The 24,494-nt window shown below is 33.8% G+C and carries 24 protein-coding genes and 1 pseudogene; 9 read left to right on the top strand and 16 right to left on the bottom strand.

Going from position 1 to position 24,494, the window contains the following annotated elements:
• Positions 1 to 23: 23 nt before the first annotated feature.
• Positions 24 to 611: a hypothetical protein gene (locus tag V179_RS0106205; protein WP_028390719.1), complete on the bottom strand. Its 588-nt coding sequence runs from the start codon at positions 609 to 611 to the stop codon at positions 24 to 26.
• A gap of 334 nt (positions 612 to 945) precedes the next feature.
• On the opposite strand from V179_RS0106205, the gene V179_RS0106200 reads away from it, so the two are divergent.
• Entirely contained in the window at positions 946 to 1,434 is a 489-nt protein-coding gene (locus V179_RS0106200; protein ID WP_028390718.1) for a hypothetical protein, read from the top strand.
• Between the two features lie 180 nt (positions 1,435 to 1,614).
• Complete coding sequence (locus V179_RS0106195) at positions 1,615 to 1,956, top strand: DUF6678 family protein (RefSeq protein WP_028390717.1); 342 nt, start codon at positions 1,615 to 1,617, stop codon at positions 1,954 to 1,956.
• Between the two features lie 207 nt (positions 1,957 to 2,163).
• Here the strand turns inward: V179_RS0106195 and V179_RS27195 are convergent.
• Positions 2,164 to 2,754, bottom strand: a pseudogene (locus V179_RS27195) (recombinase family protein).
• A gap of 602 nt (positions 2,755 to 3,356) precedes the next feature.
• Between V179_RS27195 and V179_RS0106185 the strand changes: the two are divergent.
• Positions 3,357 to 4,031 (top strand): hypothetical protein, encoded by a 675-nt coding sequence (locus tag V179_RS0106185; RefSeq protein ID WP_028390716.1) that lies wholly within the window; start codon positions 3,357 to 3,359, stop codon positions 4,029 to 4,031.
• Between the two features lie 90 nt (positions 4,032 to 4,121).
• Here the strand turns inward: V179_RS0106185 and V179_RS0106180 are convergent, their stop codons facing one another.
• Both V179_RS0106180 and V179_RS0106175 read right to left on the bottom strand, forming a co-directional pair.
• Positions 4,122 to 4,442, bottom strand: a complete 321-nt coding sequence (locus V179_RS0106180; RefSeq protein ID WP_028390715.1) for a hypothetical protein — start codon at positions 4,440 to 4,442, stop codon at positions 4,122 to 4,124.
• A gap of 463 nt (positions 4,443 to 4,905) precedes the next feature.
• Positions 4,906 to 6,501, bottom strand: a complete 1,596-nt coding sequence (locus V179_RS0106175; protein ID WP_028390714.1) for an RNA-directed DNA polymerase — start codon at positions 6,499 to 6,501, stop codon at positions 4,906 to 4,908.
• A 1,136-nt stretch (positions 6,502 to 7,637) separates the two neighbouring features.
• On the opposite strand from V179_RS0106175, the gene V179_RS31525 reads away from it, so the two are divergent.
• On the top strand, positions 7,638 to 8,516 hold the full coding sequence (locus V179_RS31525) for an HNH endonuclease (RefSeq protein ID WP_235178969.1): 879 nt from the start codon (positions 7,638 to 7,640) through the stop codon (positions 8,514 to 8,516).
• Between the two features lie 213 nt (positions 8,517 to 8,729).
• On the opposite strand, the gene V179_RS0106160 is transcribed toward V179_RS31525, so the two are convergent.
• From V179_RS0106160 to yneA, 10 genes are all read right to left on the bottom strand, one after another.
• On the bottom strand, positions 8,730 to 9,938 hold the full coding sequence (locus V179_RS0106160; protein ID WP_028390712.1) for a hypothetical protein: 1,209 nt from the start codon (positions 9,936 to 9,938) through the stop codon (positions 8,730 to 8,732).
• Positions 9,939 to 11,832: 1,894 nt separating this feature from the next.
• On the bottom strand, positions 11,833 to 12,141 hold the full coding sequence (locus tag V179_RS0106155) for a hypothetical protein (RefSeq protein WP_028390711.1): 309 nt from the start codon (positions 12,139 to 12,141) through the stop codon (positions 11,833 to 11,835).
• A gap of 4 nt (positions 12,142 to 12,145) precedes the next feature.
• Positions 12,146 to 13,165 (bottom strand): replication initiator protein A, encoded by a 1,020-nt coding sequence (locus V179_RS0106150; RefSeq protein ID WP_028390710.1) that lies wholly within the window; start codon positions 13,163 to 13,165, stop codon positions 12,146 to 12,148.
• A 167-nt stretch (positions 13,166 to 13,332) separates the two neighbouring features.
• Positions 13,333 to 14,253 carry a tyrosine-type recombinase/integrase gene (locus tag V179_RS0106145; protein ID WP_028390709.1) on the bottom strand — a complete coding sequence of 307 codons (921 nt, stop codon included), beginning with the start codon at positions 14,251 to 14,253 and terminating at the stop codon, positions 13,333 to 13,335.
• Positions 14,254 to 14,448: 195 nt separating this feature from the next.
• Positions 14,449 to 14,664 (bottom strand): YneF family protein, encoded by a 216-nt coding sequence (locus V179_RS0106140; protein WP_028390708.1) that lies wholly within the window; start codon positions 14,662 to 14,664, stop codon positions 14,449 to 14,451.
• Positions 14,665 to 14,748: 84 nt separating this feature from the next.
• Positions 14,749 to 15,186, bottom strand: coding sequence for a sporulation inhibitor of replication protein SirA (gene sirA, locus V179_RS0106135; RefSeq protein WP_028390707.1), 438 nt, complete (start codon positions 15,184 to 15,186; stop codon positions 14,749 to 14,751).
• Between the two features lie 317 nt (positions 15,187 to 15,503).
• Positions 15,504 to 17,510: a transketolase gene (gene tkt / locus V179_RS0106130; RefSeq protein ID WP_028390706.1), complete on the bottom strand. Its 2,007-nt coding sequence runs from the start codon at positions 17,508 to 17,510 to the stop codon at positions 15,504 to 15,506.
• 167 nt (positions 17,511 to 17,677) lie between these two features.
• Entirely contained in the window at positions 17,678 to 17,914 is a 237-nt protein-coding gene (locus V179_RS0106125; protein ID WP_028390705.1) for a DUF896 domain-containing protein, read from the bottom strand.
• Positions 17,915 to 17,989: 75 nt separating this feature from the next.
• Positions 17,990 to 18,637 (bottom strand): YneB family resolvase-like protein, encoded by a 648-nt coding sequence (locus V179_RS0106120; protein ID WP_028390704.1) that lies wholly within the window; start codon positions 18,635 to 18,637, stop codon positions 17,990 to 17,992.
• A 15-nt stretch (positions 18,638 to 18,652) separates the two neighbouring features.
• Entirely contained in the window at positions 18,653 to 18,958 is a 306-nt protein-coding gene (gene yneA, locus V179_RS0106115) for a cell division suppressor protein YneA (RefSeq protein ID WP_028390703.1), read from the bottom strand.
• A gap of 156 nt (positions 18,959 to 19,114) precedes the next feature.
• Between yneA and lexA the strand changes: the two genes are divergently transcribed.
• The 3 genes from lexA to V179_RS32305 all read left to right on the top strand — a co-directional run bounded on the left by lexA (position 19,115) and on the right by V179_RS32305 (position 20,724).
• The gene (gene lexA / locus V179_RS0106110; RefSeq protein WP_028390702.1) at positions 19,115 to 19,738 is read left to right on the top strand and encodes a transcriptional repressor LexA; all 624 of its coding nucleotides are present in this window, start codon (positions 19,115 to 19,117) and stop codon (positions 19,736 to 19,738) included.
• 437 nt (positions 19,739 to 20,175) lie between these two features.
• On the top strand, positions 20,176 to 20,472 hold the full coding sequence (locus V179_RS0106105; protein WP_028390701.1) for a YHYH domain-containing protein: 297 nt from the start codon (positions 20,176 to 20,178) through the stop codon (positions 20,470 to 20,472).
• A gap of 180 nt (positions 20,473 to 20,652) precedes the next feature.
• Positions 20,653 to 20,724, top strand: coding sequence for a hypothetical protein (locus tag V179_RS32305; RefSeq protein WP_084552401.1), 72 nt, complete (start codon positions 20,653 to 20,655; stop codon positions 20,722 to 20,724).
• Between the two features lie 234 nt (positions 20,725 to 20,958).
• Here the strand turns inward: V179_RS32305 and V179_RS0106090 are convergent, their stop codons facing one another.
• Entirely contained in the window at positions 20,959 to 21,426 is a 468-nt protein-coding gene (locus tag V179_RS0106090; RefSeq protein WP_028390700.1) for a hypothetical protein, read from the bottom strand.
• A 141-nt stretch (positions 21,427 to 21,567) separates the two neighbouring features.
• Here V179_RS0106090 and V179_RS0106085 point away from each other — a divergent pair, with 141 nt between their 5' ends.
• Positions 21,568 to 22,206, top strand: a complete 639-nt coding sequence (locus V179_RS0106085) for a cupin domain-containing protein (protein WP_028390699.1) — start codon at positions 21,568 to 21,570, stop codon at positions 22,204 to 22,206.
• Positions 22,207 to 22,885: 679 nt separating this feature from the next.
• On the opposite strand, the gene V179_RS0106075 is transcribed toward V179_RS0106085, so the two are convergent.
• Positions 22,886 to 23,812, bottom strand: coding sequence for a LysR family transcriptional regulator (locus tag V179_RS0106075; RefSeq protein ID WP_028390697.1), 927 nt, complete (start codon positions 23,810 to 23,812; stop codon positions 22,886 to 22,888).
• 148 nt (positions 23,813 to 23,960) lie between these two features.
• On the opposite strand from V179_RS0106075, the gene V179_RS0106070 reads away from it, so the two are divergent.
• Positions 23,961 to 24,473 carry a GNAT family N-acetyltransferase gene (locus tag V179_RS0106070; RefSeq protein WP_028390696.1) on the top strand — a complete coding sequence of 171 codons (513 nt, stop codon included), beginning with the start codon at positions 23,961 to 23,963 and terminating at the stop codon, positions 24,471 to 24,473.
• Positions 24,474 to 24,494: the final 21 nt, after the last annotated feature.

Below are 24,494 nucleotides of genomic sequence, written 5' to 3'. Positions count from 1 at the left end.
CACCTTCTTATTTGGTCTTGGAATTAATGTTGTAAATTTTCATCATAGGTTTCTGCAACAAACACAAATTCTAACTCCTCTTTACTAATAAATACACTTGTCTTAGTAGGTTTACCTGTTATCGTAGAAACGATATCTACCTCAACAAGGTCAAAACTCACCTTATACGCTTCTTCGACTTCAAGACCACTAATAAGAAAATGTATTCCATCCCCAAATGACTTGAACACAAGTGCCTTATCTACCAAGCTACTCATATCCATTTCAATCCATTCTTCGTTTATTAAAACTTTGAAAAAAGGATGCTTCGGTATGCACTCGATGTGATTTATTCCTTTATAGCTACTTAATGAAAACATATAAGTGTGAGTTTCATTAAGTTTAACATCAATTCCATATTTAAAAGCAAAAGTTTTATAAACCATCTCATAGAATAGTGGCATTATAATATCATCCCAAGAATCATAAGCAAAAGCATGAATCGGTATTAAATGCGGGTACAAACTAACGATTGCTTTTTGAAAGTTTATTAAAATTGTTGTATCTGAAATCTCTTGTAAGGCATCCTCTATATCATGGTCATTATCTCTTATTAGTCTTTTATCAATCACATCATCTACTCCTTTTTTCAATATGTATACATGTTATTCCATGATATACAATACTTTCCCTTCTTCAAACTAATTAACACATCAATACGTACACAAATTGAAGACACCGCATAAATTTATGTGATGTTGTTAAAACAAATGCTAAAACTGTTGCGATTTAGATATACTAGACTTATTTTTTTGAAGGTAACTTGAAATTTTATGTTAAAATAAATTTAAATATTGTGAAATATTCCACTTAAACTAACGGGCAGTTTAGTGAAAGAAAAAATTGTCCCATAAACACTATATAATAGTCTTATAATAAAGATAAAAAGAGTAGGTGTGAAACCAATTGTTTTCTTGGAGGATAACAAAATATAATCCTAAAAACAGAGATGAAAGAGGCTCTTATCTTGATGGCAAGGAATGGACTTGTTTTTCAGAGGTAGGAACTAAAGTAAGCGAAGAAGATTATTTAAGAACAGAATCAAATTACATAAACGCAATCACTACTTTTATGGATGAGATGGGTTTAAATAAGGTTTATTTAAATGCTTTAGAGATGTGGTCTGACGAGGTTGCAAATCAAAATGCTTCTGGCTTTTTATCAAAAATGTGGGTGGGCAAAGGTGTAACTACTCAAGAAATCAATGAGTTGGCAAAGTTAACTTTAAGGAATGTTATTTGGTGTAAGTTAAGTTACAAAAATGATTTTTTTGTTCATTTCGGATACGATTACTATATGTACATTGGAGCAAATAAGGATTGTCCTAACGCCCGTAAAAAAGTTGGAGATTCTGGATTATTTGTTGAGAATTTTAATTCTCCTTATTTAAATTAGTACCACAATTTCAGTGAGATTTATACGAAAGTTATTAAACTAACGGAGTGCCTGAGTTTAAGAGGGAGTTGCTGTGGCACCCCTTTTTCTTATTCAAGTAATGGGGCAGGATAGTTCAATAAGGTCATTTATAATATGGGAAAAATATTGGTAAAAAGTAGATGGATGGAGAGGAAAATAATGAAGTTTGTTGGATTTCAAAGTTTAATGAATGATACAAAATGGGAAGAGATTAGATTAGAAATGGATAGGTATGAAGATGTGGATGGTGTTATTACTCAATGGAGGACAAAGTATGTTAAAGATGGTTATATTTGTCCGTGGTCAAATGATTGGTATGAATATTTTAGACTTGGAGAATACGAAACAATTGAATGGTTAGAGATTAAAGTGGAAAGTGAAGAAATAAAAAATACAGTAGTAAAAATCCTTAAAGAGATTAATGTACCAGGTGAGGTATTAAGTAATACTATAAAGGTTTATGGTTATATAAAAGAAGGTACTTTTATCGATTATATTTAACACACCTTACTCAACTAACGGGTGCTTTAGTTCAATAAGAATGGTGAAATATTACATCAAAAAACGCTCATATTCGTGAGCGTTTTTACTTGTCATTTATATTGCCAATTTGCTGTTGAAATATATGCTGGTTAGTATGAATTTTACTTTGTTATTGGCATTTTTCTCCCCACCAACCGAACCCGTTAAACTCCTTGGGGAGTCTCTTTAGTTTGCCCCATATTCCTTAACCTTGCGATAGAATGTAGCCTTAGTCATACTTGATTGCTTCAACAGCTGTGATTTCTCCTGCTTTCCATTCCTTATAAGCCAGTTCAAATTCAGATGTAATAGATGTTTTTGGTCTTCCTAGGTGTTTACCCTGTGCCTTTGCCGATGCTATGCCTTCAGCTTGACGAGTCTTAATCTTAGTTCTCTCTTCCTCAGCAACCCATGGTAAGACCTGTAATATCAAGTCCGCTACAAAAGAACCCATTGAATCATTGTATTTCCGTGTATCCAATAATGGCATATCAATTACGACAATATGTGCTTTAATGTTCTGTGTGATATCATTCCACTCGTTTAGAATCATCTCTTTGTTACGCCCTAGTCTATCTAATGAATGTATAATGTATCTCCTTTACGCAAACGCAATTTCAAAGCTTGGTATTGAGGTCTATTGAAGTCTTTACCTCTTTGCTTATCAATATGAATATCACGCTCAACAATTCCAAGAGCATACATGCTATCCATTTGTCGTGCTTCATTTTGGTCTTTACTGCTTACTCGTACATATCCGAATTCTTTGTTGTCCATGGTTAATTCCGCCTTTGTTATTTGATACTCTCATCTCATTCGATGTGTATCAAAAGGTCAACGGTAAATATGATACGTTTCATAACTGTATTTGATACCATACGAGACTATACGAACCCTTATTCTACCGTTTCACAAAATGCGTTGCAGAAAGTGTACCTTTTGAAACTTATGCATATAAGATAACAACATTAAAAAACGGTGTTTTTTCCTTTAGTATCACATATAAGGTACTTCTCTATCGTCGGATATCATTGTCGAACTTAAATAGGTTATTACTACATGTTTTATCACTTTTCTGCACTAAAATGCAGCAATTATTTGTGTCGTATCGGAAATTTAATGGATTCTTGTGTGTGGATGAAAGTGGTTTCTGTATCGTTAACCTACAAACAAACCAACACCGCAGTGAGTTTAAATATGCCATCAGACTCCATCCTAAAAACAAAACTACCATCAATCCCGTAAACGCTGCCACGAATTGGCATGTGTGTATCAACTAAAAAGCTTCCAACTTTTTGACAGTGTTACAAAATATGCACACTAAAATATACCATTATGCAGTATAATTGACCTATCAATCATCTTGGAGGAATATGGCTATGAATTGGATAGAAATACTTGAAAAGACTATACCTGTTTTAACAGGTACATTAGCAGGGGGAGGCATAACTTACTTTGTAACTAGGTCAAATCTGAAAAAACAGAACAAAGAGCAAATTAAAAGGGAGACAATCAAAGAGAGTAAAGAGGATAATCTTTCTTTAAACATCATCTATCATGAAATTGCTTACAATGTAGAGGTATTAAATAATTTGATAAAGGAAAATGACTCTATTGCTATTGTAAATGCACTCGGAGGTAAGCCAGATACTAAAAAGCGTGCCAATTTTGACCTTTTAGCTGACAGCTTAGCTACAGAAAAATACAATAATCATGACAGCATCTTATATAAATTAGGAAAAGACCCCTTACTATACTCTATAAAGAGTTTCTACAATGGTATAGATAAAGTAAAGAAAGGTACTCCTGTGGAATTTAGAGGAATTGAAAAAATGGGAGTTAATGCATTAGCTGAGTTATTTCAAATTTTTGTCAATGTGGATGACTTTTACTTAATCAACTTATCACAAGAAGAAAAGTATGAAAAGCAGGCTAAAAAGAAAGCTAGAAAGATGAAGCTTAGAAGAAGTGTATGGAAACTGAAAGGAAAGTTAAAGTTTAAGTGGGTAAAAAAGAAAGATAAAATTCAAGTGAATGAACAGGAAAAAGGCTGATTAATTTCAGCTCTTTTCAGTCGTTTCGCAGCTCAAACTGCCTCAATTTTTTGGGTTTTCTTGCCCACTTTTTCTTAGGCATTTCTTCACCTAATATCCATCTCCCCTCTTGTGGCTATCTACTCTAAATTCATACCAATCATCTTGACTCTTAGGTGCTTTTTCATCAAGGTAAAGAGTAACATTAGCCCCCTTACCCATTCGATTTTTCTCCTGCAATAAGGTCGTGTAGGCAACTTTAATATCCTCAATGCTCAAAAACAACTTTGCATTATGACCTCGAAGAGTATTGGATTCTTCTGCATGTATTATAGCTTTATCAATTATACGTAAGACTCGTTCCATATTATCAATATCTTCCTGCATCTTTAAAAACTCTTCCTCAGTCAGCATATACATTTTTTGAACCATTCAATTCCCCCCTATCTATAAATACTTTAGTTTTGTGTTTTTCATATTGACCCAATTAATACTTCATTTTCATAAGCGTAAACATCGTTTCCCCCGCTAATTCACTATATCTTGTAATACAATAAAATCAAAATAACATTATGTTATCGAATGCAAATTTTTATGTATTAGTTTACATTCGACAACATAATGCCTATTTTTAAGCGAAAGAAGACTTCACGCATCAGATATTGCCCTCGAACTGCATCAGTCTATTACAAACATATTTACCTACCCAGTATTCTCCAGTAAGCCAATTATGAGAGTCGTATCAGAAATTTACCGAATGCTTTTTTGTGGATGTGCATGGTTTCTAAAAATCAAACTAACACACTAACATAGAACTCCATCTGGCTAACATAATGCCCATAGATTCAATATTAATAACCTATTTTTATCATGCTATTGTTAATCATTTCAAAGTTTACCTTCTCTCTGCCCACTTTACAACCGCTATCTCCAAAACATCCAATCTTGGTAAAATTGAACGATACCAATGGCTTGCTTCATCACCAGGGAGACATTTAGCAGAAACCAAAAATGCACGCCTTTGCCAATTAGGAAATTGCATTATATTCCTCTTCCTAGTCTTAAACCACGATTGTTGATTTGCTTGACCGAGTGCAAATATTATTTTCCTTCTTGAAAAATCATCAAAATATTCATTGTAGAATGTTGCCAGTTTATCGATATTCCATCCTTGTCCATTGCTAAAAGTTTTAAATAACCACATTCTATGATACTCCAAATGACCAACAATAGAATCATCAAGTATGCTAATTAGTTTTTCACTTACAGCTTCCTTTTGTAACTCATTTAATTCTAGTTCATTTAGGTACACGAAAATATGTTTAAAAGATGTATATAATTTATCAATATTCTCTAAAACTAACTCTAACGCTTCAGTGTTTCTCAACTGAGCCATCCTTCTCAAAACGAACCCAACTATTTTCGAATCGGCACTTTCTGAGTCAATTTGTTCTTGAAGAATTGCCATAAGGTTCAAACTATCGATTTGTTCTTGAATGTCGTCGGGTAAAAAAGAATAATTAATATCTCCGTAAGGGTCTTCTATCCCCATCTCTTCAAGTATTTCCCAAAATTTATCAGATAATCTCTCAATCTCTACTGATTCTTTAGATTTTAAGTATTCCCTTCTGAATTCATCCACAGTCACTATTCTAGTCTTATGCTGTTGTAAAGTTAAACCATGATTTTCAAACAACATTTCTGCTAATAATGCTAACTGTTGATAAGCCTCTTTTTCACTAGAGCAAAATATTCTAAAATCATCAACATATCTGCAAAAATCAACACCTTCACTAAGCAATCCTTCATCTATATCATTAAGTGTAAGTTCGGCTAGTAATCTTGATGCGTCCTGCCCAACAGGTATTCCGTAAGAAATGCTATAATTCCAATTGTTTAATAAACGTTTAATTGCAAGGGCGTGATTAGTTTTAGTAGTACAAGAACTTAAAGCATTTTCCAATGGATGTAAGTATAATCTAGGAAAAAAATCTGCTATGTCTGCTACTACAACATACTTAATGTTTTCATCACCTATTAATTCATCAACTTTCTCTTCGCAGTAATTCAAGAAACTTCCATAATGAATTTCTGAATCAAACATTCTTCCTTCATCATTTGGGTTAAATCTATAAGAAAAACTTACGTTCGTATCTACAGGAATCCTCTTTGATTCAATATCGTGACCAATCTCGTAAACTAAAGCTAGATAAACTAACGTATCCAACGGGTCTAACTGAGTGGATAGCCGAAAACCATATTTATGTTTTGGTGTAAGACTCCTTCTAAAGTCCCTTACTTTCCACTGTAACATATCTTGATTTCTTAAGTACTCTTTAAGAGTCGTGCCATTAGGTAATTCTCTTGTATTAGTATCCCATAAATACCTAATTGCTTCATATTCAAAAGGAACTGGGAAAATATCGGTATCACCATAATTCTCTATATGTTTCAATGCCCATTCTAATGACTCCGTTCTTAGTTTTAACAAATTATCTCCCCCAATAAGTAATAGTATGGATTTCGACAAACAAAGTATAAAAACCTCCTAAATTTTTAATGCAAACATAAATGATATTCAAATCAATATGCAAAATACTTGTTATGGCTTTTTCTGTTTATACAAGTTAAGTTTCTATATTTGTCAGACAAAATAAAAGACGGGTTTTATTAGTTTGTATGACAATGCAATGAATTCAGACCTCATGTTCAATCATCCGCTCCAATATACAAAAAAAGAGAGCCTCGATTTAGAGACCCTCCTATTGGTTTGCTATTTGGAGTCCTACACCGTACTTATTTGCACACTACTTTTTTGTCCATTTTTCCCAAAGCATTTTCCAAGCAAGATTCTTTTTAATCATTAAAACCCAACAAAGAGGAAGAAAAATGAAGGTAATGGGGGTAGGTGTGATACCAAGTAAAGTCGATATTATTACTGATATAGTACACCCTATTGTTCCTGCAACAAGCAACAATTGTATTTTAAATATAATATCCATCTGTAATCACCTTTATTTGTACAATCAATAGGTAATCAAACGCTTTTACCTTTTTTGAAAATTATAACAGTTACATTCCATTATTTTCAATACATTTACAAAGATTTTGAATTCTAACCCATGTTCATTCATCCGCTCCAATATCCAATAAGGGAGAGCCTATACTAGGTTAACTTTCTTGTTTCAATAAGTGTAATCCTAATTTTCTCTAGTAACATTCTTACGGTAACAATCCAAACATACAGAAACCCTTGTCACTACTGTATTTGTAAAATGTTTATTATCGTTACCATATAAGTACACTCATTCGGTAACTGTTATTCCAAAGTAAAAACCATTACTGGAGTATGGCTTTTACAACATGATGCTCTTATTGAGTCTAGTACATCTAAAACCGCCTAATCTTTTGATAAATAATGAGATAAAAATTGATGTAATTATGTTTATTCTTAGTGTAGATAGGCTCAACCAATTTTGAAATCTAAAAGAATATGTGAATCTTTCTCTTCAGCTATCGTACCTTCTATTAAAAGAGGCACTTTTTATTTTACCGTGCAATATCGCTAGCAGGTTGGTACAATATTTTACAGATAAAATAAATAAGTTTAATAGAAGGAGAGTAAACATGAAAGGTTACATTGGCGTTACTACTAGGGAATGGTTTATGTATTTATCAAATAACGAAAGTCTAAAAGAAGTGAATTTTTGGCGTAAAAACACCAATAATTTTAAAGTATTAGCACATGGTGAACCGTTCTTTTTCCTAGTAAAAAATGAAAAGAGAGTTAAAGGCGAAAGGGCGGTATTAGGTAAGGCTACATATGAAAGATATGAAGTATTAACGGTAGATGAAGCTTGGGATAACTACCGTAATTCCAACGGTGTTGAAGATAAGAGAAGTTTCGTTAAAAAAATGAATGAAATGTTTGATACTGATACATATACGGGAAAAATAGGTTGTATAATTCTTAAGGATTTTCAAGTATTTGATAACCCCGTTTATCTAAGTAATATAAATGTAAAATTTGATAATGGCACTATGTCTGGGAGGCAAATAACTGATTCAGAAGTAACTGCAATTTTAGAATACGGCTTTAGTACAGTTGATGATGTTATACGTAAACTTAATAAAGTTGAAAGTGTTGGTTTTACAGAAGATGACGAGGGGTTTCCAGAAGGGAAGCTGATTTTAAAACAGCATTTAGTAAGGGAACGTAATACCGAAGTTATAAAACTTGCAAAGGAGCGGTTTATGCAACGGCACGACAAGTTATTTTGTGAGGTATGCGGATTTGATTTTAAAGCACATTACGGTGATATAGGCGAAGGGTATATAGAAGGGCATCATACAAAACCTATTTCCGAAATGGCTGAAAATGAACAAACAAAGGTAGAAGATATAGCCTTAGTTTGTGCTAACTGTCACCGCATGCTACACCGTAAAAGACCTTGGCTATCAATTACCGAAATTAAAAGGTTATTAGTTAGTAATCTAGTTAAATAAACGTAAAAAAATACGGGTTTGCATAACGCTTGCCCGTACTTACACATTACCATTAAGTCAAATTCTCCTTTATGGATAAATAAAATCAAAAATTTATTAAGTTTTAAGTATCATAAACATACAGACCTTTTAAAGAAAATAGAAAGGGGAATTATAAAAGCTCCCCTTCACTTACACCTATTTCTCCCAGCAAAAGCCTTTTGAACGTACAAGTTATCTAGCTTGTAATGCAATCATCCAATCATCTTTTTTAGTTTGCTCTGTCTCTCCATATAATTCTGGAAAAATATCTTCTAAACCTGTCTTAACTTTCTTTTTCTTTGTACCCTCCTTACTTTCCAAATGTTTTTTTCTGTATGCCGCTTCGTAATCATGGAATACACTCGTAGGTTCGTTCATTAACTTTTCATTCGCTCTTTTTTGTGCATCCACCAGTCTTTTACGCTCAGTTGCTTTTGAAATTATATTATTCGAGAAGTACCCACCCCACCCAGACTCTGGAATACCATTATTTCGACAAGTAAATTCCAATTCTTTGGTACCAATGATAAGTTGGTCTATTCCACAGATTTCAATTGCCTCATCTATCTTTGATTTAGTCCCCTTATGCATTGCTAATCCAGCTTTTATAAAAACCTCTAAGGCTGTGTCAACGGACGGGTCAAAACCAGTATTATTACTTTTTTGTATATTAGATATATCTACAATTTCTTTTTTTGCAACAACAGCAGCTCCCTGTTGTTTCTTTCTAACCTTAGAAATACGACCTGTAATTTTTGCTTCAGCGGCCGCTTCTATTAAATCCTCTCTATCACTCCAACGAGAGTATATGTTATGAGATTTATCTTTAATGTTAACTGTTTCAATGTAAATAATTTCATTTTTTGTTAGTATTTCATTATACCTAATTACAGTCTTTCTATCGAATCCTGTTGCCTCAGCGATTTGTTCTATAGTAGGATAAGAAATTTTCCTTTCTTTTCCACCCTCATTTACCATACCAACAATGTACAAATATTGTAACATAAACATTTGTTTACATTCTTTCTCTTGGAAGAAAACTAATTTGTTAAAATCCCTCAAAGACATTTTTACAAAATTGTCCTCTACTAAAGGGACTTTAGCATAGAAGTATTGTGAGCCTTTCAGTTCCAACAGGTTAAGACTTTTCTTTAACTGAAAGTCCGTGTAATATTCAAATCCTAAATTACTTCCTAAATTTTCTAATGATTGCTTAATCTTATTTCTGTTTTCTGTCCTATTACCAATACCAAGCATTTCTGCTAACTGCGGTAAATGCACCATTGCACCACCATCAAGAAGGGAACTCTTACTAAGGATAGAATAGATATAAGCTTCATTTGCCCCTAGGTTTAAAATTGTTTTTGAAATTTGAATGTGTAAATCGTCTTGTTTTAACAACTGTAAAACTCCTTTGTAATGTAATTTTTTAAATTGACATTACCTCCTCAGAGTCATTATTCATTCCCCTTGTTTTACCCTTTACCATTGATAATTTCCTATTATTATCATATTTGAAGATGAAGAGAGAAAAAAGAAAGCAAACAATAGCTCGCCTGCGAGCGTCTATTCTCTTATTATTTGTTTCTTTCTTATTACCTTGTTTTTTTCTTATTAGAGTACCGTTGAGTGTGTATATTTCTACAGTCAGTGATACCATCTAGATAATTGAGTGTAGATATTTATACACTAGTTGATTCTAACTTTGGAATGAGTGTATTAATTTCTACAGTCATTATTAATTGACTAAATTGTTAACTTAACAGGTCTGATATTATTATATCAAATCGATATATTGATAAATTAGGTCTAGAACCCTCATAAAAAAGCTGACGTTTCTCATTATAAATTTCAAAATATCGTGTCAAGAACTTTTTCACAAAAAGTTTCGTCTTTTGTATAAGTGTTCTAATTCATATCGAAGAAATGATAATATTTCACAAGGGAATCTGCGTGTAAACTAATTGAAGAATTTTGGAGAATTTAATGGTTTGCATTGAAAAATCTATTTAAAGTAAACACTATTAATAGAGTAACGTAGTTATTATCCGTCTCGAATCGAGATTTTTCACACCAGATTGGTGTAGATTGAGGTGCTACCATGTTTTTTTAATCAATGCCTCAAAGCAATAATCTCAGTTACAAAAAAGTAACCCTCCCTCGCCAGTCGCATGGTATGAAGGGTTGAGTTACTTTTTTGACTTCTATCAAATTTCGTAATACTGGCTACCACATCTTGTCGAAGTGATAGTTAAGCGTTCGGCATTCATAGTGCTGAACGCCTTAGTATATTATACCATTTTTTTAATTGAGAGCGAAGTTTTAGTAATTAATTACCAATTCATTCGTTTCATAAATTGCTATCACCTTTATTTATTATTTCCATATTCATTAATCAAGAATTCTTTCTTCCCTGTCTTCCATAGCTCGTGTACGCATTACGGTTTTTCCGATATATATAGTCTTTGTCTTCGTATGAAGATATATCGGGTGCATTCTCAAAGAAACAGGTTGCACAGACTTTTAAATCACATCTCTAAAGGTAATTGTTTGCATGCCAAGTAGTTCTCCACATACTGGACATAGATTGACTTTTCTAGTCGCATATGGAATTTTTCCTAGAACCATTGTTTTAGTGTTTATAGAAGAGAACATCTAATAATTTAATTCTCTCTATTATCCATTTCATCCATTGCCTTTAGCATTTCAACTGCTGCCATGGTCAAAATATCACTTCCCCTAAAAGTGACAAAGACCAAGAAGCCAATTCTAGAAGACTCTCCCGAAAAGCGAAGCGACTCGGGTGCGCCTTAAATTTCTCTCTATTTATATTCTTCTCCTCTTCTTACAGTACCAAAATGGGACGATTATCGTCCTCGTTTTCTTGTGCTGTGGCTGTATTCACAGGTTACCACATATATTTCTATTATTTTTCATCTTCTTATTTGTGTCCCGCACACTCCCCTTTTTTTGCAGAGTTCGTCCCTAGCCTCACTCTCCCAAGGGTTACAAACATTTCGGTAATGTTAATTGCTCAAACTTGAGTAGACGGATACAATTATATATTCTAGCGAGTATTATTATAAAATAACGAATTGTTCAGTTACAGTCGGTAGGCTATTTTGACAAGTCCGACATTTTAGGTCATTACGCCTTCACCATATAGCCACCGTGAGACTTAAATAGAATTAGTGGCTGCCCCTGCCATCCAGAATGGCTCGTAGAGCCTCATTACGTGCGCTAGAAAGGCATCTCTTGTATTGAGATGTGTCTCTCTCGCTCTCAATTTATGTTTCTATTTTAACAACTCGGTTGCTTGGGCAGTCATCCAAGCCTCGACATCTTTAAATAGCAAATCAAAAAGTTGCTTATCTTTGGTTTCAATAATAGTAATCATTTCCAACCGCAATTGCCATTCAATTTTCTTCCTAAACTTCCTAACTCCTTTTCCATTACATAGATTGCTATAAAATGGTTGTTTAACTCTATCGAATCTCGAGTAGTGCATTATGTCAATCATGATAATCCATAAATCTCTAGTTTTGGACTCATCACCGTAATATCTTTCCATTAATTCATTCCACAATGAATCTTGAATTAACACATTGTCACACCTCCAACCAATTGTAAAATGGGACATCTTTAACTGTATGTAACTGACCTACTCTATTAGGTTCATATTGCTTTTTAATGTCGTTTCCGATGCTTCTTGAGTATCTTTCATTCCACTTTAATTCAAATCCAGTGACAAAGAAGCTAGGCGGTCGTGCGATACTACCTCGTTTAAAACATTCTGCTTTGTAATGTTCAATGGCTCTATGTATATCTATTGCATCAAATTTATAAATACCATTCTCAATCATAAGCTTTAAAGTGCTATTGATTTGCTTATTTGATTTCATAATGTTACTAGAAGCAATCTGATTTCCTAACGATACCATATTTCCTTTAATTTCCTCTTCTTCTTTTTTTGAAAAAGGTTCGTTCTCTAAATAAACTTGTTCCTCTGTTAAAGAAGAAGAAGATTTATTAATAGAGTTATTCTCTTTAAGATTGTTTTTACTAGAGTTATTCTTATTAATAGAGTTTGATTTCCGAACTTCTAAAGGTTTGATTTTCATACTTCTAGGAGTTTGATTTTCATACGCCTGCGTGTTTGATACTGGCTCATCCTTACTCTCGGTAAAGAAGTTTGATTTTCGTACTTCTGCCTTCTTATCTTTTTCGTTAGAGTCGTCAACTACGTCTTTAAATGACTTATTAACCTCGTAAACATCATCATCTGTGTATTCAAGTTTCAATACATAGGTCTTGTCAACATATCCTTGACCTGTTTTCTTAGTTTTGATTAGACCATAATCTCTTAGTTCCTTTTTCAATTTCGCCAACTTTTGTTTAGCACATCTAATGAACTCCATAGCCTTTTCATCACTGAATTTGATGTAATAGTGACCTTCTTTATCTTTCCATCCATTCATCATTGACTGCTTGTTCAAGTCCAAATAATACATGTACAAAAGCTTGGCATCATTTGACATATCCCTATATCTTTCCGCAAGCATTAAAACCTTTGGCATCTGGAAATAAATTAGGGTTTGATTGTCTTCTATTGTAAAAAATCTTTCCATTAAAAATCCCCCATTTAGAAGAGAAAAATACACCAAACACTTAATACAAATGAGAAGATATGATATAATTATCAAAGTTCTACTAGCGTTAAGTATTAGCGCTTTTTCCCATCACCCTAACCTTCCTACTCGCCAAAAGTTGAAAAGGTTAGGGTGATTTTCTATTTTTATTTTATTTTTTTACCTGTGTTCATTAACGGACTACTAGACATTGCCTTGTCAAAAAGTTGTTCATCGTTTAAAGAGTGAAGATATTTTTGTGTAGTGGAAATATCAGCATGACCTAATAAGCGTGACAACGAATACACATCCAAATTCCCACTAACTAAACTCTGAACCGCATAAAAATGACGAAATGTATGAGGACTTACCCTCTTTCCCTCTACGCCTGCTCTTCTCCCTGCTTCCTTGATGACATTGTATAATCCTACATGCGATATTCCAGTTCCAAAGTACGTGAGAAAATAGTTGTCTTCCATTGCTACTTTTTCAATGAAATATTGCTTTTTCAGTCGTTCATACTTGATTAGAATTTTCTTTAATGCAGGAGAAATATAGGCGAATCGGTCTTTAATTCCTTTGCCATTAACAAGAATCGTCGTTTCCTTTACATTTGCCGACTTTAATCCTCTAATTTCCATTGCTCTTAGACCGCAATCTGCCATCATAGCGATAATAGCTTTGTTCCTTGCCTCTAAATAATCGTTGAAAGAAAAAGCTCCTATCATGGCTTGTACTTCTTCTTGCGTGAATCCGTTCAAAACTTTTTTAGGAATTTTTGGAATCTCAACCTTTTTCATGGGATTCTCTACTAAATACTCTTCCTTTACGCACCAGTTGAAAAAGGCATTAATCATTTTGTACATGGACACAATGCTTTGTGGCTGTAATCCTCCTTTCTGCTTAAGTCTAAAATAGGCTCTTAATTCATGGACGGTGATACTTTCTAGTTCACTAACAGCCCTTTTATCTATCAGATATTTCATGAAATGTTTATATTCTTGTCGTTTGTTTATCATTGTCTTTGGCGTAAATCCTTTGGCTTCACAATGGTAAATATATTCTGCTAAAATATCCTCCAAAAGCACAAAAAAAACCACCCTTCCTGCTGAATCATTCAACAGAAAAGATGGTTTTTAGTTTTAAAAAGAAGGATTAAGTAATTTCGGTAAAAAATAAGGAGAATGATTCACTCATAAAGTAATTAGATGAGCTTTCCATTTCATAATTCATTACCTCTATCACCTTGTAAACCCCGTCATATCAATGTTTTTAAGTAAAATTTATTTTACCTGTTTGTTCATTGCGCTCATCATTTGATTGATTTTTTTCTGAGATGGTTTCATTCCCATTTGCATCATCATCATTTTAAGCATTTGTTCATTAATCGGTGGATTTTTCTTAAGGTAAGTCATCATATATTTTCTAGCGATGAAAAAGCCAAGTGCTACACCAGCGATTAAAGCCAATACTGCGGCTAAAATTATTTGCCAAAGCATATTATTTCCTCCTTCATGTTGTCTACATTAAGTGTACTAGACCAATCGTTATTATACAATACTCCATGTGGTCATGTCCTCCTTTTATCCATATTTTCTTTCTTTTATCGGTTTTAACCAACCGTAGCGTTTATTCTCAAAATCAATGGCAAGGAAGCTTGCCTCACATTTACGGATGCATTCAAAAAAAGTAGTTTCCGCGTCAAAGTCACCTTCAGCTTTTAAAATAATGGATTGATCATGTATATAAACCGTAGCTTTACTATTACTCTTTACTTTTAAATAATATACCCCATTTTGGGACAGATATCCTTGTTTACGTTGTAAACTTTGTTCGAATGAATAATGAATGTTGCTAGCAGGAATTTTTTTTGTAATATATTCGATTTGTTTTTGCAAAATATCCTTATGCCAGTTAGATGATTGAATATACTCCAAAAACAAATTGAAAAAAATCTTTTCTCTACCAAAATAATGTCGGGCAAACTCATCTTCGATTAAATAAATTTGATAGCTTCTCATTTAACTGCCTCCTAACATTCTTTTTTGTATTATATTCTTGAAAGTGAAAAAGATATGTTGTTTGATGGAGAAAAAAGCTTGTTTTTTTGTCGAAATCATCATTTTTCTAAAAATTATTACAATTATAGTACATATTACCAAAATAAGAAAGTGATTAAAATTCTTTTTTTGAATCAATAACCATTTAAACAGCAAAACAAGGATATCCCAAATACCATTGACCTCATTTGATATAAGCAGCTTATAGTGTTGTAAACACCTATTTTAAACTACGTATATTGAAGTAGCAGGTTTATTGAGACATCCTTGATTCTAAATTAATTTTCTAAAAGTGCTTTTACTCGATTTACAACATTCTCAACTGTAAATCCGAACTCTTCCATAATTTTATTACCAGGGGCTGATGCACCAAAATGATTAATTGCAAGAATTTCCCCTTCATCTCCTGTATAACGATCCCAGCCAAATGGAGCCGCAACTTCGATAGCCAGACGCTTTTTCACTGCGGGATTAATGACACTTTGTTTATATTCTTTAGATTGAGCTTCGAATCGATCCCACGACGGCATACTAATGACTGCTGCGTCAATTCCTTCTTTCGCAAGGTTTGCTTGAGCTGCAACTGCTAAATTAACTTCCGATCCTGTTGCAAGCAGTAAAACATCTGCATCTGCTTTGCTAGAAGGAGAAACGATGTAAGCACCTTTTTTAACACCTTCATTCGCAAGTTCAGATGTATGTTTTAGAGTAGGTAGATTCTGCCTTGTTAATATTAGCGCAGTTGGTTTATTCTTAGATTGAATTGCTTCTCTCCAAGCTGCTGCTGTTTCGTTTCCATCAGCAGGACGAATAACACCTAGATTTGGCATCGCACGCAAAGATGCTAACTGTTCAATTGGCTCATGAGTAGGTCCGTCTTCACCAACCGCAATACTGTCATGAGTGAATACATAAGTTACCGGAAGTCCCATCAAAGCAGCTAGACGAATTGCTGGACGCAAGTAGTCTGAGAATACAAAGAATGTTCCACCGTACACACTGACTCCCCCATGAAGTGCCATTCCGTTTAATGCAGCTCCCATTGCAAATTCACGAACACCAAACCAAATATTACGACCTTCATATTCACCTGGGACAAAGTCTGTAGCCGCTTTAATCAATGTGTTGTTTGAACCGGCCAAATCAGCTGAACCACCAAGGAAACTTGGTAGATTAGAAGCAATAGCATTCAATACTTCACCGCTTGAAGCCCTTGAAGCCAGACTTTTCCCTTCTTCGTATACTGGGATGTCTTGATCCCATCCCTCAGGTAATTCGCCATTGATTGCTGCTTGAAGTTGCGCCGCTAATTCGGGATATTCTCTTCTGTAATCACTAAATAAGCTTTCCCATGCGGCTTCTTTTTTAACGCCTTCTTCTACTACCGCTTTCTTAAAATGTTCATATACTTCATTTGGTACATGGAAATCTTCTTCAAATGTCCATTTATAATACTCTTTTGTAAGTTTTAATTCTTCAGCACCTAATGGAGCTCCGTGAGAGGATGATTTACCAGATCGGTTAGGTGAACCATAACCAATAACAGTTTTCACTTCAATAAGTGTTGGACGTGATTCATCTGATTTCGCCAATTCCAAAGCTTTAGCGACTTCACTCAAATCATTTCCATCTTCAACACGTATATACTGCCAGCCGTATGCCTTAAAACGACCTTCAACACTTTCACTAAAAGATTTGTCCAAATCCCCATCAAGTGAAATGTCATTTGAATCATATAAAACGACCATTCTACCAAGCTTAAGGTGAGCAGCTAACGAAGCGGCCTCTGAAGACACACCTTCCATTAAATCCCCGTCTCCACAAATACCATATGTATAATGATCTACTACATTATATGAGCCACGATTATATGTTCCTGCTAAATGACGTTCAGCCATAGCCATACCTACTGCCATTGCAATACCTTGGCCTAGAGGCCCAGTTGTTGCATCTACCCCTGCAGTATGTCCATATTCAGGATGACCTGGTGTTTTGCTACCCCATTGGCGGAAATTTTTAATATCATCCATTGATAAATCATAGCCTGATAAATGCAAAAGACTATACAATAGCATCGATCCATGTCCAGCTGAAAGAACAAAACGGTCTCTATTAAACCAAGTTGGATTTTTCGGATTGTGATTCATAAACTGGGTCCAAAGAGTGTAAGCCATCGGAGCAGCGCCCATCGGCATTCCAGGGTGTCCAGAATTCGCTTTTTCAATAGCATCAATTGACAGTGTACGAATTGTATTGATTGAAAGTGCATCAGTTTTGTTTAACATAAAACCATCCTTCCTTTATGTATACCCTTACTATATTATAGTGTCATTTTGATAAAAACAACAATAATTCAGATACTTTATTAAAGTGCCCTGTCTTCCTTCAATAATCCGCTCATTCTTCAAACAAAAAAAGAATATCGAAACCGATATTCTTTTTATTTCATCTATTAATGTAAACGATTTTTTGAATCTTTAATACTTTTAAGCTTTTCAGGTGTAACATCGTTTCCTTCTGGGTCAATAATTGTCAAATGCTCGATCGTATTTGACATAGATTTCCGAAACGTTTCTAAGTACTCACTTCTCAGCTTAGATTGTTCTTTCGCTTCTTCCACTGTCAATGAGCTGGACTTGGCCTTCTTAGCCAGTTCATTTATACGAGCTAACTTTTCTTTCGATAACATATTTTCGCTCCCTTTTACTTTTAATAGTGTCATGTTATAAAAAAAAAAGCGAAAATACAAGTTCTCTGCTCTTGATTAATCTTCTTTTACAGCTTTGTATTCTAAATATCTTCGATTTATTGTTGCTTTTGAAACTTGATAACCAAATCCTCGTAAAGTTGCTGCAATTTCTGCAAATGTAAGTCCGTTGTTTCGAAGTTTTACTATTTCTTCAATTGGAACTTCTTTTCTTTCTCTTCCACCACTCATTCCTTGATTGGCCAGATTTTTTTGTGGTCGAAATCCATTTTCAACTGCCCGCTGCATACCACGTTTAATTTTAATATTATGTAACTTCCGCTGGTACTCCTCAACAATTCCGACAATATTAATGACCATCGAATCTGAATCAGATAGTTCAATTTCCCCATCATGTGATAAAGAATAAATTTTTACACCTTCCTTAATAATTACATGAAAAAGGGCAATTTTCGCGTTTCCACGACCAAGCCTCGTTTCATCTTGAATTAATAGAACGTCAGCCTGCTTCTTTTTTAAGATATCTAACATTTCAAAAATGCCATCACGATTAAGTTCGTAACCGCTTGCTTGTTCTTTAATAACAGAAACAATTTCAAATTCTGATTTACTTGCTAGTTTTCTCAACTCTTCTTCCTGTCTGACTAAAGATGTTTCTTGTGATTCTTTTTCTGTACTAACACGGCAGTATATAATTGCTCTCATTTATTTCCAACTTTCTTATTGCTTACTTGCTAAACTTAGATTTGTTTTAGTTACTGGTATAATAATAGAATCTCCTGGTACAAGTGAATTTGCAGATATTTCATTATGAGTAATAATCCAGTCTATGAACTCATCTCTCGATAAATCTTCTGTTTTGTATACTTCAGCCATTTTCCATAGAGTATCACCATGATCTACTGTAATAGAGATATATTTGTCAAGGTTATCATAATTTTTATTCATTGAGAAAAATAAAGAAAAAATAAACACGATTACTGCTAGTGAAAGTGTATAAGTATAACTTTTTAATAGTTTTTTCATCGTTATTCCCTCCAAAATCGAATGCCTGTTCGCAATTTGTTAATCTCAGTATATACCGAACATCTGTTTTTAGTCAACATTATTCGAACTTATGTTTGTATCTTTTTTTTTCGCGTGATATAATAAAAACAAGAATAAGAGAGAAGGGGTGAAAGTATGTCTAAGCTTTCAAAAAGGCAAAATGATATATTGGATTTTATTAAAGACGAAGTTCGTACTAAAGGCTATCCACCTTCAGTGAGAGAGATTGGAGAAGCTGTTGGTTTAGCTTCAAGCTCGACAGTTCACGGTCATTTATCAAGATTAGAAAGTAAAGGTCTTATTCGTCGCGATCCTACCAAACCTCGTGCCATTGAAATACTAGATCCATCTGAAACGCACAATATACCAAAAAACAACGTCATCAATGTGCCTTTACTCGGAAAGGTAACAGCTGGTCTACCAATTACTGCAATTGAAAACATTGAGGAGTATTTCCCACTTCCAGAATCGATGGCAACACATGACGAACATGTCTTCATGCTCGAAATTATGGGCGATAGTATGATTGAAGCTGGAATCCATGATGGCGACTATGTTATTGTGAAGCAACAAAGTACAGCGAATAATGGTGATATTGTTGTTGCTATGACTGAGGATGATGAAGCAACGGTAAAACGCTTTTTTAAAGAAAAAGATTTCATCCGTTTACAGCCCGAAAACTCCAATATGGAACCAATCATTCTTGGGAACGTATCAATTCTTGGAAGAGTAATTGGACTTTACCGCCAAATCCATTAATGTTTTTTCCTCCTGTTTATTACAGGAGGTTTATTTTTTTATAACAACTTATCTTGAGTACTCCCTACAGCGCATGTAAATAAATAACATTAAGAAGAAATTGGATGCAATTTGTTCCCTATATAAAGCCACGTATTAATAAAGCTATTTACATGAGATTTCCCTGTCTTTTTGGACAACCTCACTTAGATCATTCATATGAACCGTTTCTTGGAATTATTACAGATAATTAATCACTTCTTAAATTTGTAAAATATTCATTTTAAGTGAATGCTAAAGATGATGTGGAAACTCCTCATGAAACAACAGCTAACGATGTAGCGACAAAAAATCTAAGAAGTTTAGATTTTTCGATATTAGATCACCCATAATATATCGATATATCTATTCATAGGATTATTTTTATATAATCGATGTTTTGATAAGTGGTATATTATATGAAAAAACTTTCTATTGGACTACTTCCGTTAGTCCTTGTAACTACACAAGTTCCTAAAGTAGATGCTCATCCAGGGCGTACCGATAGTAATGGAGGGCATTACAGATGGACTAATTGTAAAATGGAGGTTAAGTTTCGGAGAGTAATTACCAATGGACTTGGTTCATCAAAAACACTATCTAAACCTAGCACATCTAAACCTGCAACTGTTAGCGCTAGCGTTTATCTTAATTGTGGAAAACAAAGCTATAATTTAAGTGCCTACATAATAACGGCACAACACCCATTCCAATGACCAATCTTTGAGGCATTAGATGTTACTGTACAATTTGAAAGTAGCACTAAAAAAGTTACTGGATCTAAAGTGCAAAAACGATTTTTTAAATATCGGCAATAGAAAAGCTAATATTAAATCAAATGGTAATACTACTTCGTTTGATTTATCAAAACCTGCGGAATAACCAATGGCTCAACTATGGTTCCATTACGCATTACAAATGAATCATTGGGTGGCAATGTTCGATGGGATAGTAGTACTAGAGAGTAAAGATTACAAAGTAAAATTTAGTGGCTGTCCAAAAGCATTTGCTTTTAGACAACGGCTTCTTTTTACCAAAAAAATTGGACATAAATAATATTAATATTCTTTATATTATAGGGAGGAGATTGCATTGAAGATGAAAAGAACTGTCAAGAGTTTCTTGACAGTTAAAATAGTTAATAAGTGGTGATCCCTTCGCCATGTTGAATCTACAAATCTATAAAGATTCTTTATTCAGATTTACCCAAATACACTATTGAGATCTTTGTTTGCATTCTCTATTTTCTTTTGATCAATTGTTAATTCATTCTCTTGCAGAAATGCCGTTTCTAATAAAGCATCCATCGCATCCTTAAATGAATTTTCATCTAAAAAGGTCTTAATCATCATCGAGTCTTTTTTCCCTGTTTGTAGATTTTTTGAAGTAACTAATGACCATTCCCCTTCGTAAATGTACACCTCATTTTCATTTCGACCGATAATTGGGCCTTTATACGAACGGCAATCGAACTTTTTATTATAAAAAGAATAATGATGTTTTTTTAGGTATGAAATGATTGGCTTTACCTTTTCAGCTCTTTCGAGAAATTTTTGTTCTTGTAGCTCTAAAAGTTTGATATATTCCTCTTTTTGACTTACAATCAACAGCTCATTACTTTCTAAACGATCAATACTTTCAGAAATCAACCTTTCGTCCTGTTCAAACATTCTATCCCCCCTTGTTTTTAAATTATATTATTTGTATATCAGCTTTATTAGTAAAATACTGGAATTTTTTAATTGATACGAACCTTATTATTGCTTTTACATAACATGCCTATAGTTAATAATAAGAGGTGAAACTATGTTATGGTTGGAAATATAGATTATACATCACCAACAACTCAATATACTTTTGACGTGAATAGAAGTCCCTTATATAAAAAAGATAATAAAAACTATATTAACGTATTAGGTATTAAACAGTTGAATTCATTAGAGAATGTGTCTCTGTTAGACATTTTTCTTAGTGTAAATAATATTGTGGAACCGCATTATCACCAAAATGCAGCAGAGTTAGTCTATTGTATTTCTGGTGCTGCTACAGTATCAATTCTGAACCCATATACTAAAGAAATTCTCCATTATCCTATTACACCTGGACAAGTGGCGAACGTTCCACAAGGTTGGTGGCACTATGAAGTAGCTACAGTTGATAACACTCATCTCTTAGCAATTTTTGATGCACCTACTCCAGAAGTAATTTTAGGTTCTGACATCTTAAAATTCACTCCTGCAAATATCATGTCAAATACCTATTGTCTCGATGAGAATCAATGGAAACGAGTAATTTCACCAGTTAAACCAACAACATATATTGGGCCATACAAGGACTGCAGCAGACAAAAGGAAAATACACCTTATTATTTTCATCAGCAAGCACAAAATATGGAGCAACACCAACAAACCCCTTACTTTCCTTATGATCAACAATATTGGGGATATTAAATAAAGAGCACTACCGACATGGATTCTCCATGTCTTTTTTTTCATAAGGTGGATATTAATTTATAACCTTTTTCATAGTAAATACCAAAAAAATCATTTAGAACTTTCTTAGAACGTAGGCTAATAACTACTGGCCCACTAAATAAAGAGACATGCAAGGAACCATCCCTCATTAGGATAAATGTTTCCAGTACACGCCCTAGAATTACAACAAACGAATACGTCATAGTAAAATACCATTATGGATGTGAAGTATCGTTTTTTCATAATTTTAGTGATCCTTATGCCATTAAAGCGCCCGTTAACGGAGTAGTGAAAATGATTCTAATATGGGGTACCGTAAGAAAAATGCGAATTACAACGATAAGGAAATTCCAATACTAAAAAGCCCAACTTCTCCGTAAATTTATTGAGAAATTGGACTTTTTCATTACTTCATTAAAGAGCCCGATTGTTGAAGATCGTTATTGAAGTAAATCACCCTTTTAATTCAATTGATTTGGCTTGAAACTATTATCACCATATTCATAAACTATTACAATTTCACCAATATAACTGGCTAGAGAAATTTGAGCGCTTACTTTCACAATAAGTTGATTATCTTTTACTTCGTAATCAGTAATCCCTCCAAGCTTTATCCTCAAATAAGTTGGTTTTAGATGCAGCAAGACCTGGACACTTACTTTATAAGATCATTAGGCATAGATTTTTCTAAAGCTAATTTTATAAAATCAATATATACCAGAACTTCTTCTGGCAAAAAAACATCGTTTCGTTTCACCAAGCCCACTTGAATCAGATTGCCACCTTCCAATGGAATAGAGATAATATTCGGGTTCATGTAATTATTCACGATACAGCCTGTTCCTAAATTGTAGCTATCTGTATTTGACAGGAGATTATTCATGGCCCCTCTATCCTTGAGATATACTAATTTCCTGATATTGTCTACATTGAGGGCTTCTTCCGCAAAATGTAACAACATGTCATCCTGCTGATAAGTCAGATAAGGATAGTCCCTTAATTGCTCCAATGTAATGCATTCGAGATGAGCCAAAGGGTGCTCTTTTCGTAGAAAGACGTGCTGTTTCAATGAAGCAAGGGGAGTAAACGTTAGTAATTTTGAGGTGAAGTAACGCTCAAAAAAATGCTTGTTTAAATCGGTCAGAGATAAAATTCCAAGAATACTTCTACTTGAATACACGTCATCAATCACATCGGTTGTCTTACCTTCCCGAATTGCCAACTCATATTTCCGATCAGCAAAATAATTCATTAGATTCGCAACAGCCTCTATAGCAAAGCCATAATGTTGAGATGAAATAGAAAACTTTGTTAAGTCTTTTTTTTTCTCTTTATGAAAATGATGGGCGACAGACTCCGTTTGTTCCAGAAGCATTTTAGCGTAAAATAATAATTCTGTGCCATCTTTTGTAAAGACTACCCCTTTGTTCGTTCTATCTAGAATCTTAATTCCTAACTCAGCTTCCAGATCACGCACTGCTTTGCTGATACTGGGTTGTGTCACGTAAAGTGCGGTTGCAGCTTTACTGATAGAATTATGCTTGGCAATCTCCACTATATAACGAAATTGCTGAAGAGTCATGTCCTCACCGTCCCTTGTTTTTTCCTGCTGCCTGCTTTGCCATAACTTTAGTCTATAGCAGGTGGTTAAAAAGTTCAATTTTACGTTATACATGAAGAATTCTAAAATAAATGAAGAAAAACAAATTTAATATGAAAGGAAGAAAAAAATGATAAGGGAAGCAACTTCAAAAGATTTAATGGATATTTTAGATATATATAATGATGCCATTCTTTATACTACGGCTGTATACGACTATAAACCCCAAACGCTTGAAAGTAGACAAATTTGGTATCAACAAAAGAGGGATGAAGATTATCCAATACTAGTTTGCGAACAAGATAATAAAGTGGTTGGATTTGCGACATTCGGTCCTTTTAGGGTGTGGCCAGCTTATAAATATTCAATTGAACATTCTGTTTACCTAGATAAGGAATACAGAAGAAAAGGAATTGGCACTTCTTTAATGAAAGAATTAATCGCTATTGCCAATGAAAGAGAGTATAAGACCTTAATTGCTGGCATTGATGCAGCAAATGAAAAAAGTATTGCTATGCATAAAAACTTTGGCTTTGTTTATTCAGGCACAATAGAAAAGGCAGGTTTCAAATTCAATAGATGGCTTGACTTAGCTTTTTATCAATTAGAACTTAACGGACCTAAAGATCCTGTAGAAGTATAAAAATATTCGTTGCGATATTTA

It is taken from the genome of Bacillus cihuensis, assembly GCF_000504145.1.
GTDB lineage: Bacteria > Bacillota > Bacilli > Bacillales > DSM-1321 > Peribacillus > Peribacillus huizhouensis.
The sequence above is the reverse complement of the archived record's forward strand: the minus strand, read 5'-3'. Positions and strand labels throughout refer to the sequence as shown.

Bases quoted from the DNA above. Each gene is read 5' to 3' on its own strand.
- V179_RS0106195 (WP_028390717.1), top strand. From the start codon at position 1,615: ATGAAGTTTGTTGGATTTCAAAGTTTAATGAATGATACAAAATGGGAA.
- V179_RS0106185 (WP_028390716.1), top strand. From the start codon at position 3,357: ATGAATTGGATAGAAATACTTGAAAAGACTATACCTGTTTTAACAGGT.
- V179_RS0106180 (WP_028390715.1), bottom strand. From the start codon at position 4,442: ATGGTTCAAAAAATGTATATGCTGACTGAGGAAGAGTTTTTAAAGATG.
- V179_RS31525 (WP_235178969.1), top strand. From the start codon at position 7,638: ATGAAAGGTTACATTGGCGTTACTACTAGGGAATGGTTTATGTATTTA.
- V179_RS0106150 (WP_028390710.1), bottom strand. From the start codon at position 13,165: ATGGAAAGATTTTTTACAATAGAAGACAATCAAACCCTAATTTATTTC.
- V179_RS0106140 (WP_028390708.1), bottom strand. From the start codon at position 14,664: ATGCTTTGGCAAATAATTTTAGCCGCAGTATTGGCTTTAATCGCTGGT.
- sirA (WP_028390707.1), bottom strand. From the start codon at position 15,186: ATGAGAAGCTATCAAATTTATTTAATCGAAGATGAGTTTGCCCGACAT.
- tkt (WP_028390706.1), bottom strand. From the start codon at position 17,510: ATGTTAAACAAAACTGATGCACTTTCAATCAATACAATTCGTACACTG.
- V179_RS0106125 (WP_028390705.1), bottom strand. From the start codon at position 17,914: ATGTTATCGAAAGAAAAGTTAGCTCGTATAAATGAACTGGCTAAGAAG.
- V179_RS0106120 (WP_028390704.1), bottom strand. From the start codon at position 18,637: ATGAGAGCAATTATATACTGCCGTGTTAGTACAGAAAAAGAATCACAA.
- yneA (WP_028390703.1), bottom strand. From the start codon at position 18,958: ATGAAAAAACTATTAAAAAGTTATACTTATACACTTTCACTAGCAGTA.
- lexA (WP_028390702.1), top strand. From the start codon at position 19,115: ATGTCTAAGCTTTCAAAAAGGCAAAATGATATATTGGATTTTATTAAA.
- V179_RS0106105 (WP_028390701.1), top strand. From the start codon at position 20,176: ATGAAAAAACTTTCTATTGGACTACTTCCGTTAGTCCTTGTAACTACA.
- V179_RS0106090 (WP_028390700.1), bottom strand. From the start codon at position 21,426: ATGTTTGAACAGGACGAAAGGTTGATTTCTGAAAGTATTGATCGTTTA.
- V179_RS0106085 (WP_028390699.1), top strand. From the start codon at position 21,568: ATGGTTGGAAATATAGATTATACATCACCAACAACTCAATATACTTTT.
- V179_RS0106075 (WP_028390697.1), bottom strand. From the start codon at position 23,812: ATGACTCTTCAGCAATTTCGTTATATAGTGGAGATTGCCAAGCATAAT.
- V179_RS0106070 (WP_028390696.1), top strand. From the start codon at position 23,961: ATGATAAGGGAAGCAACTTCAAAAGATTTAATGGATATTTTAGATATA.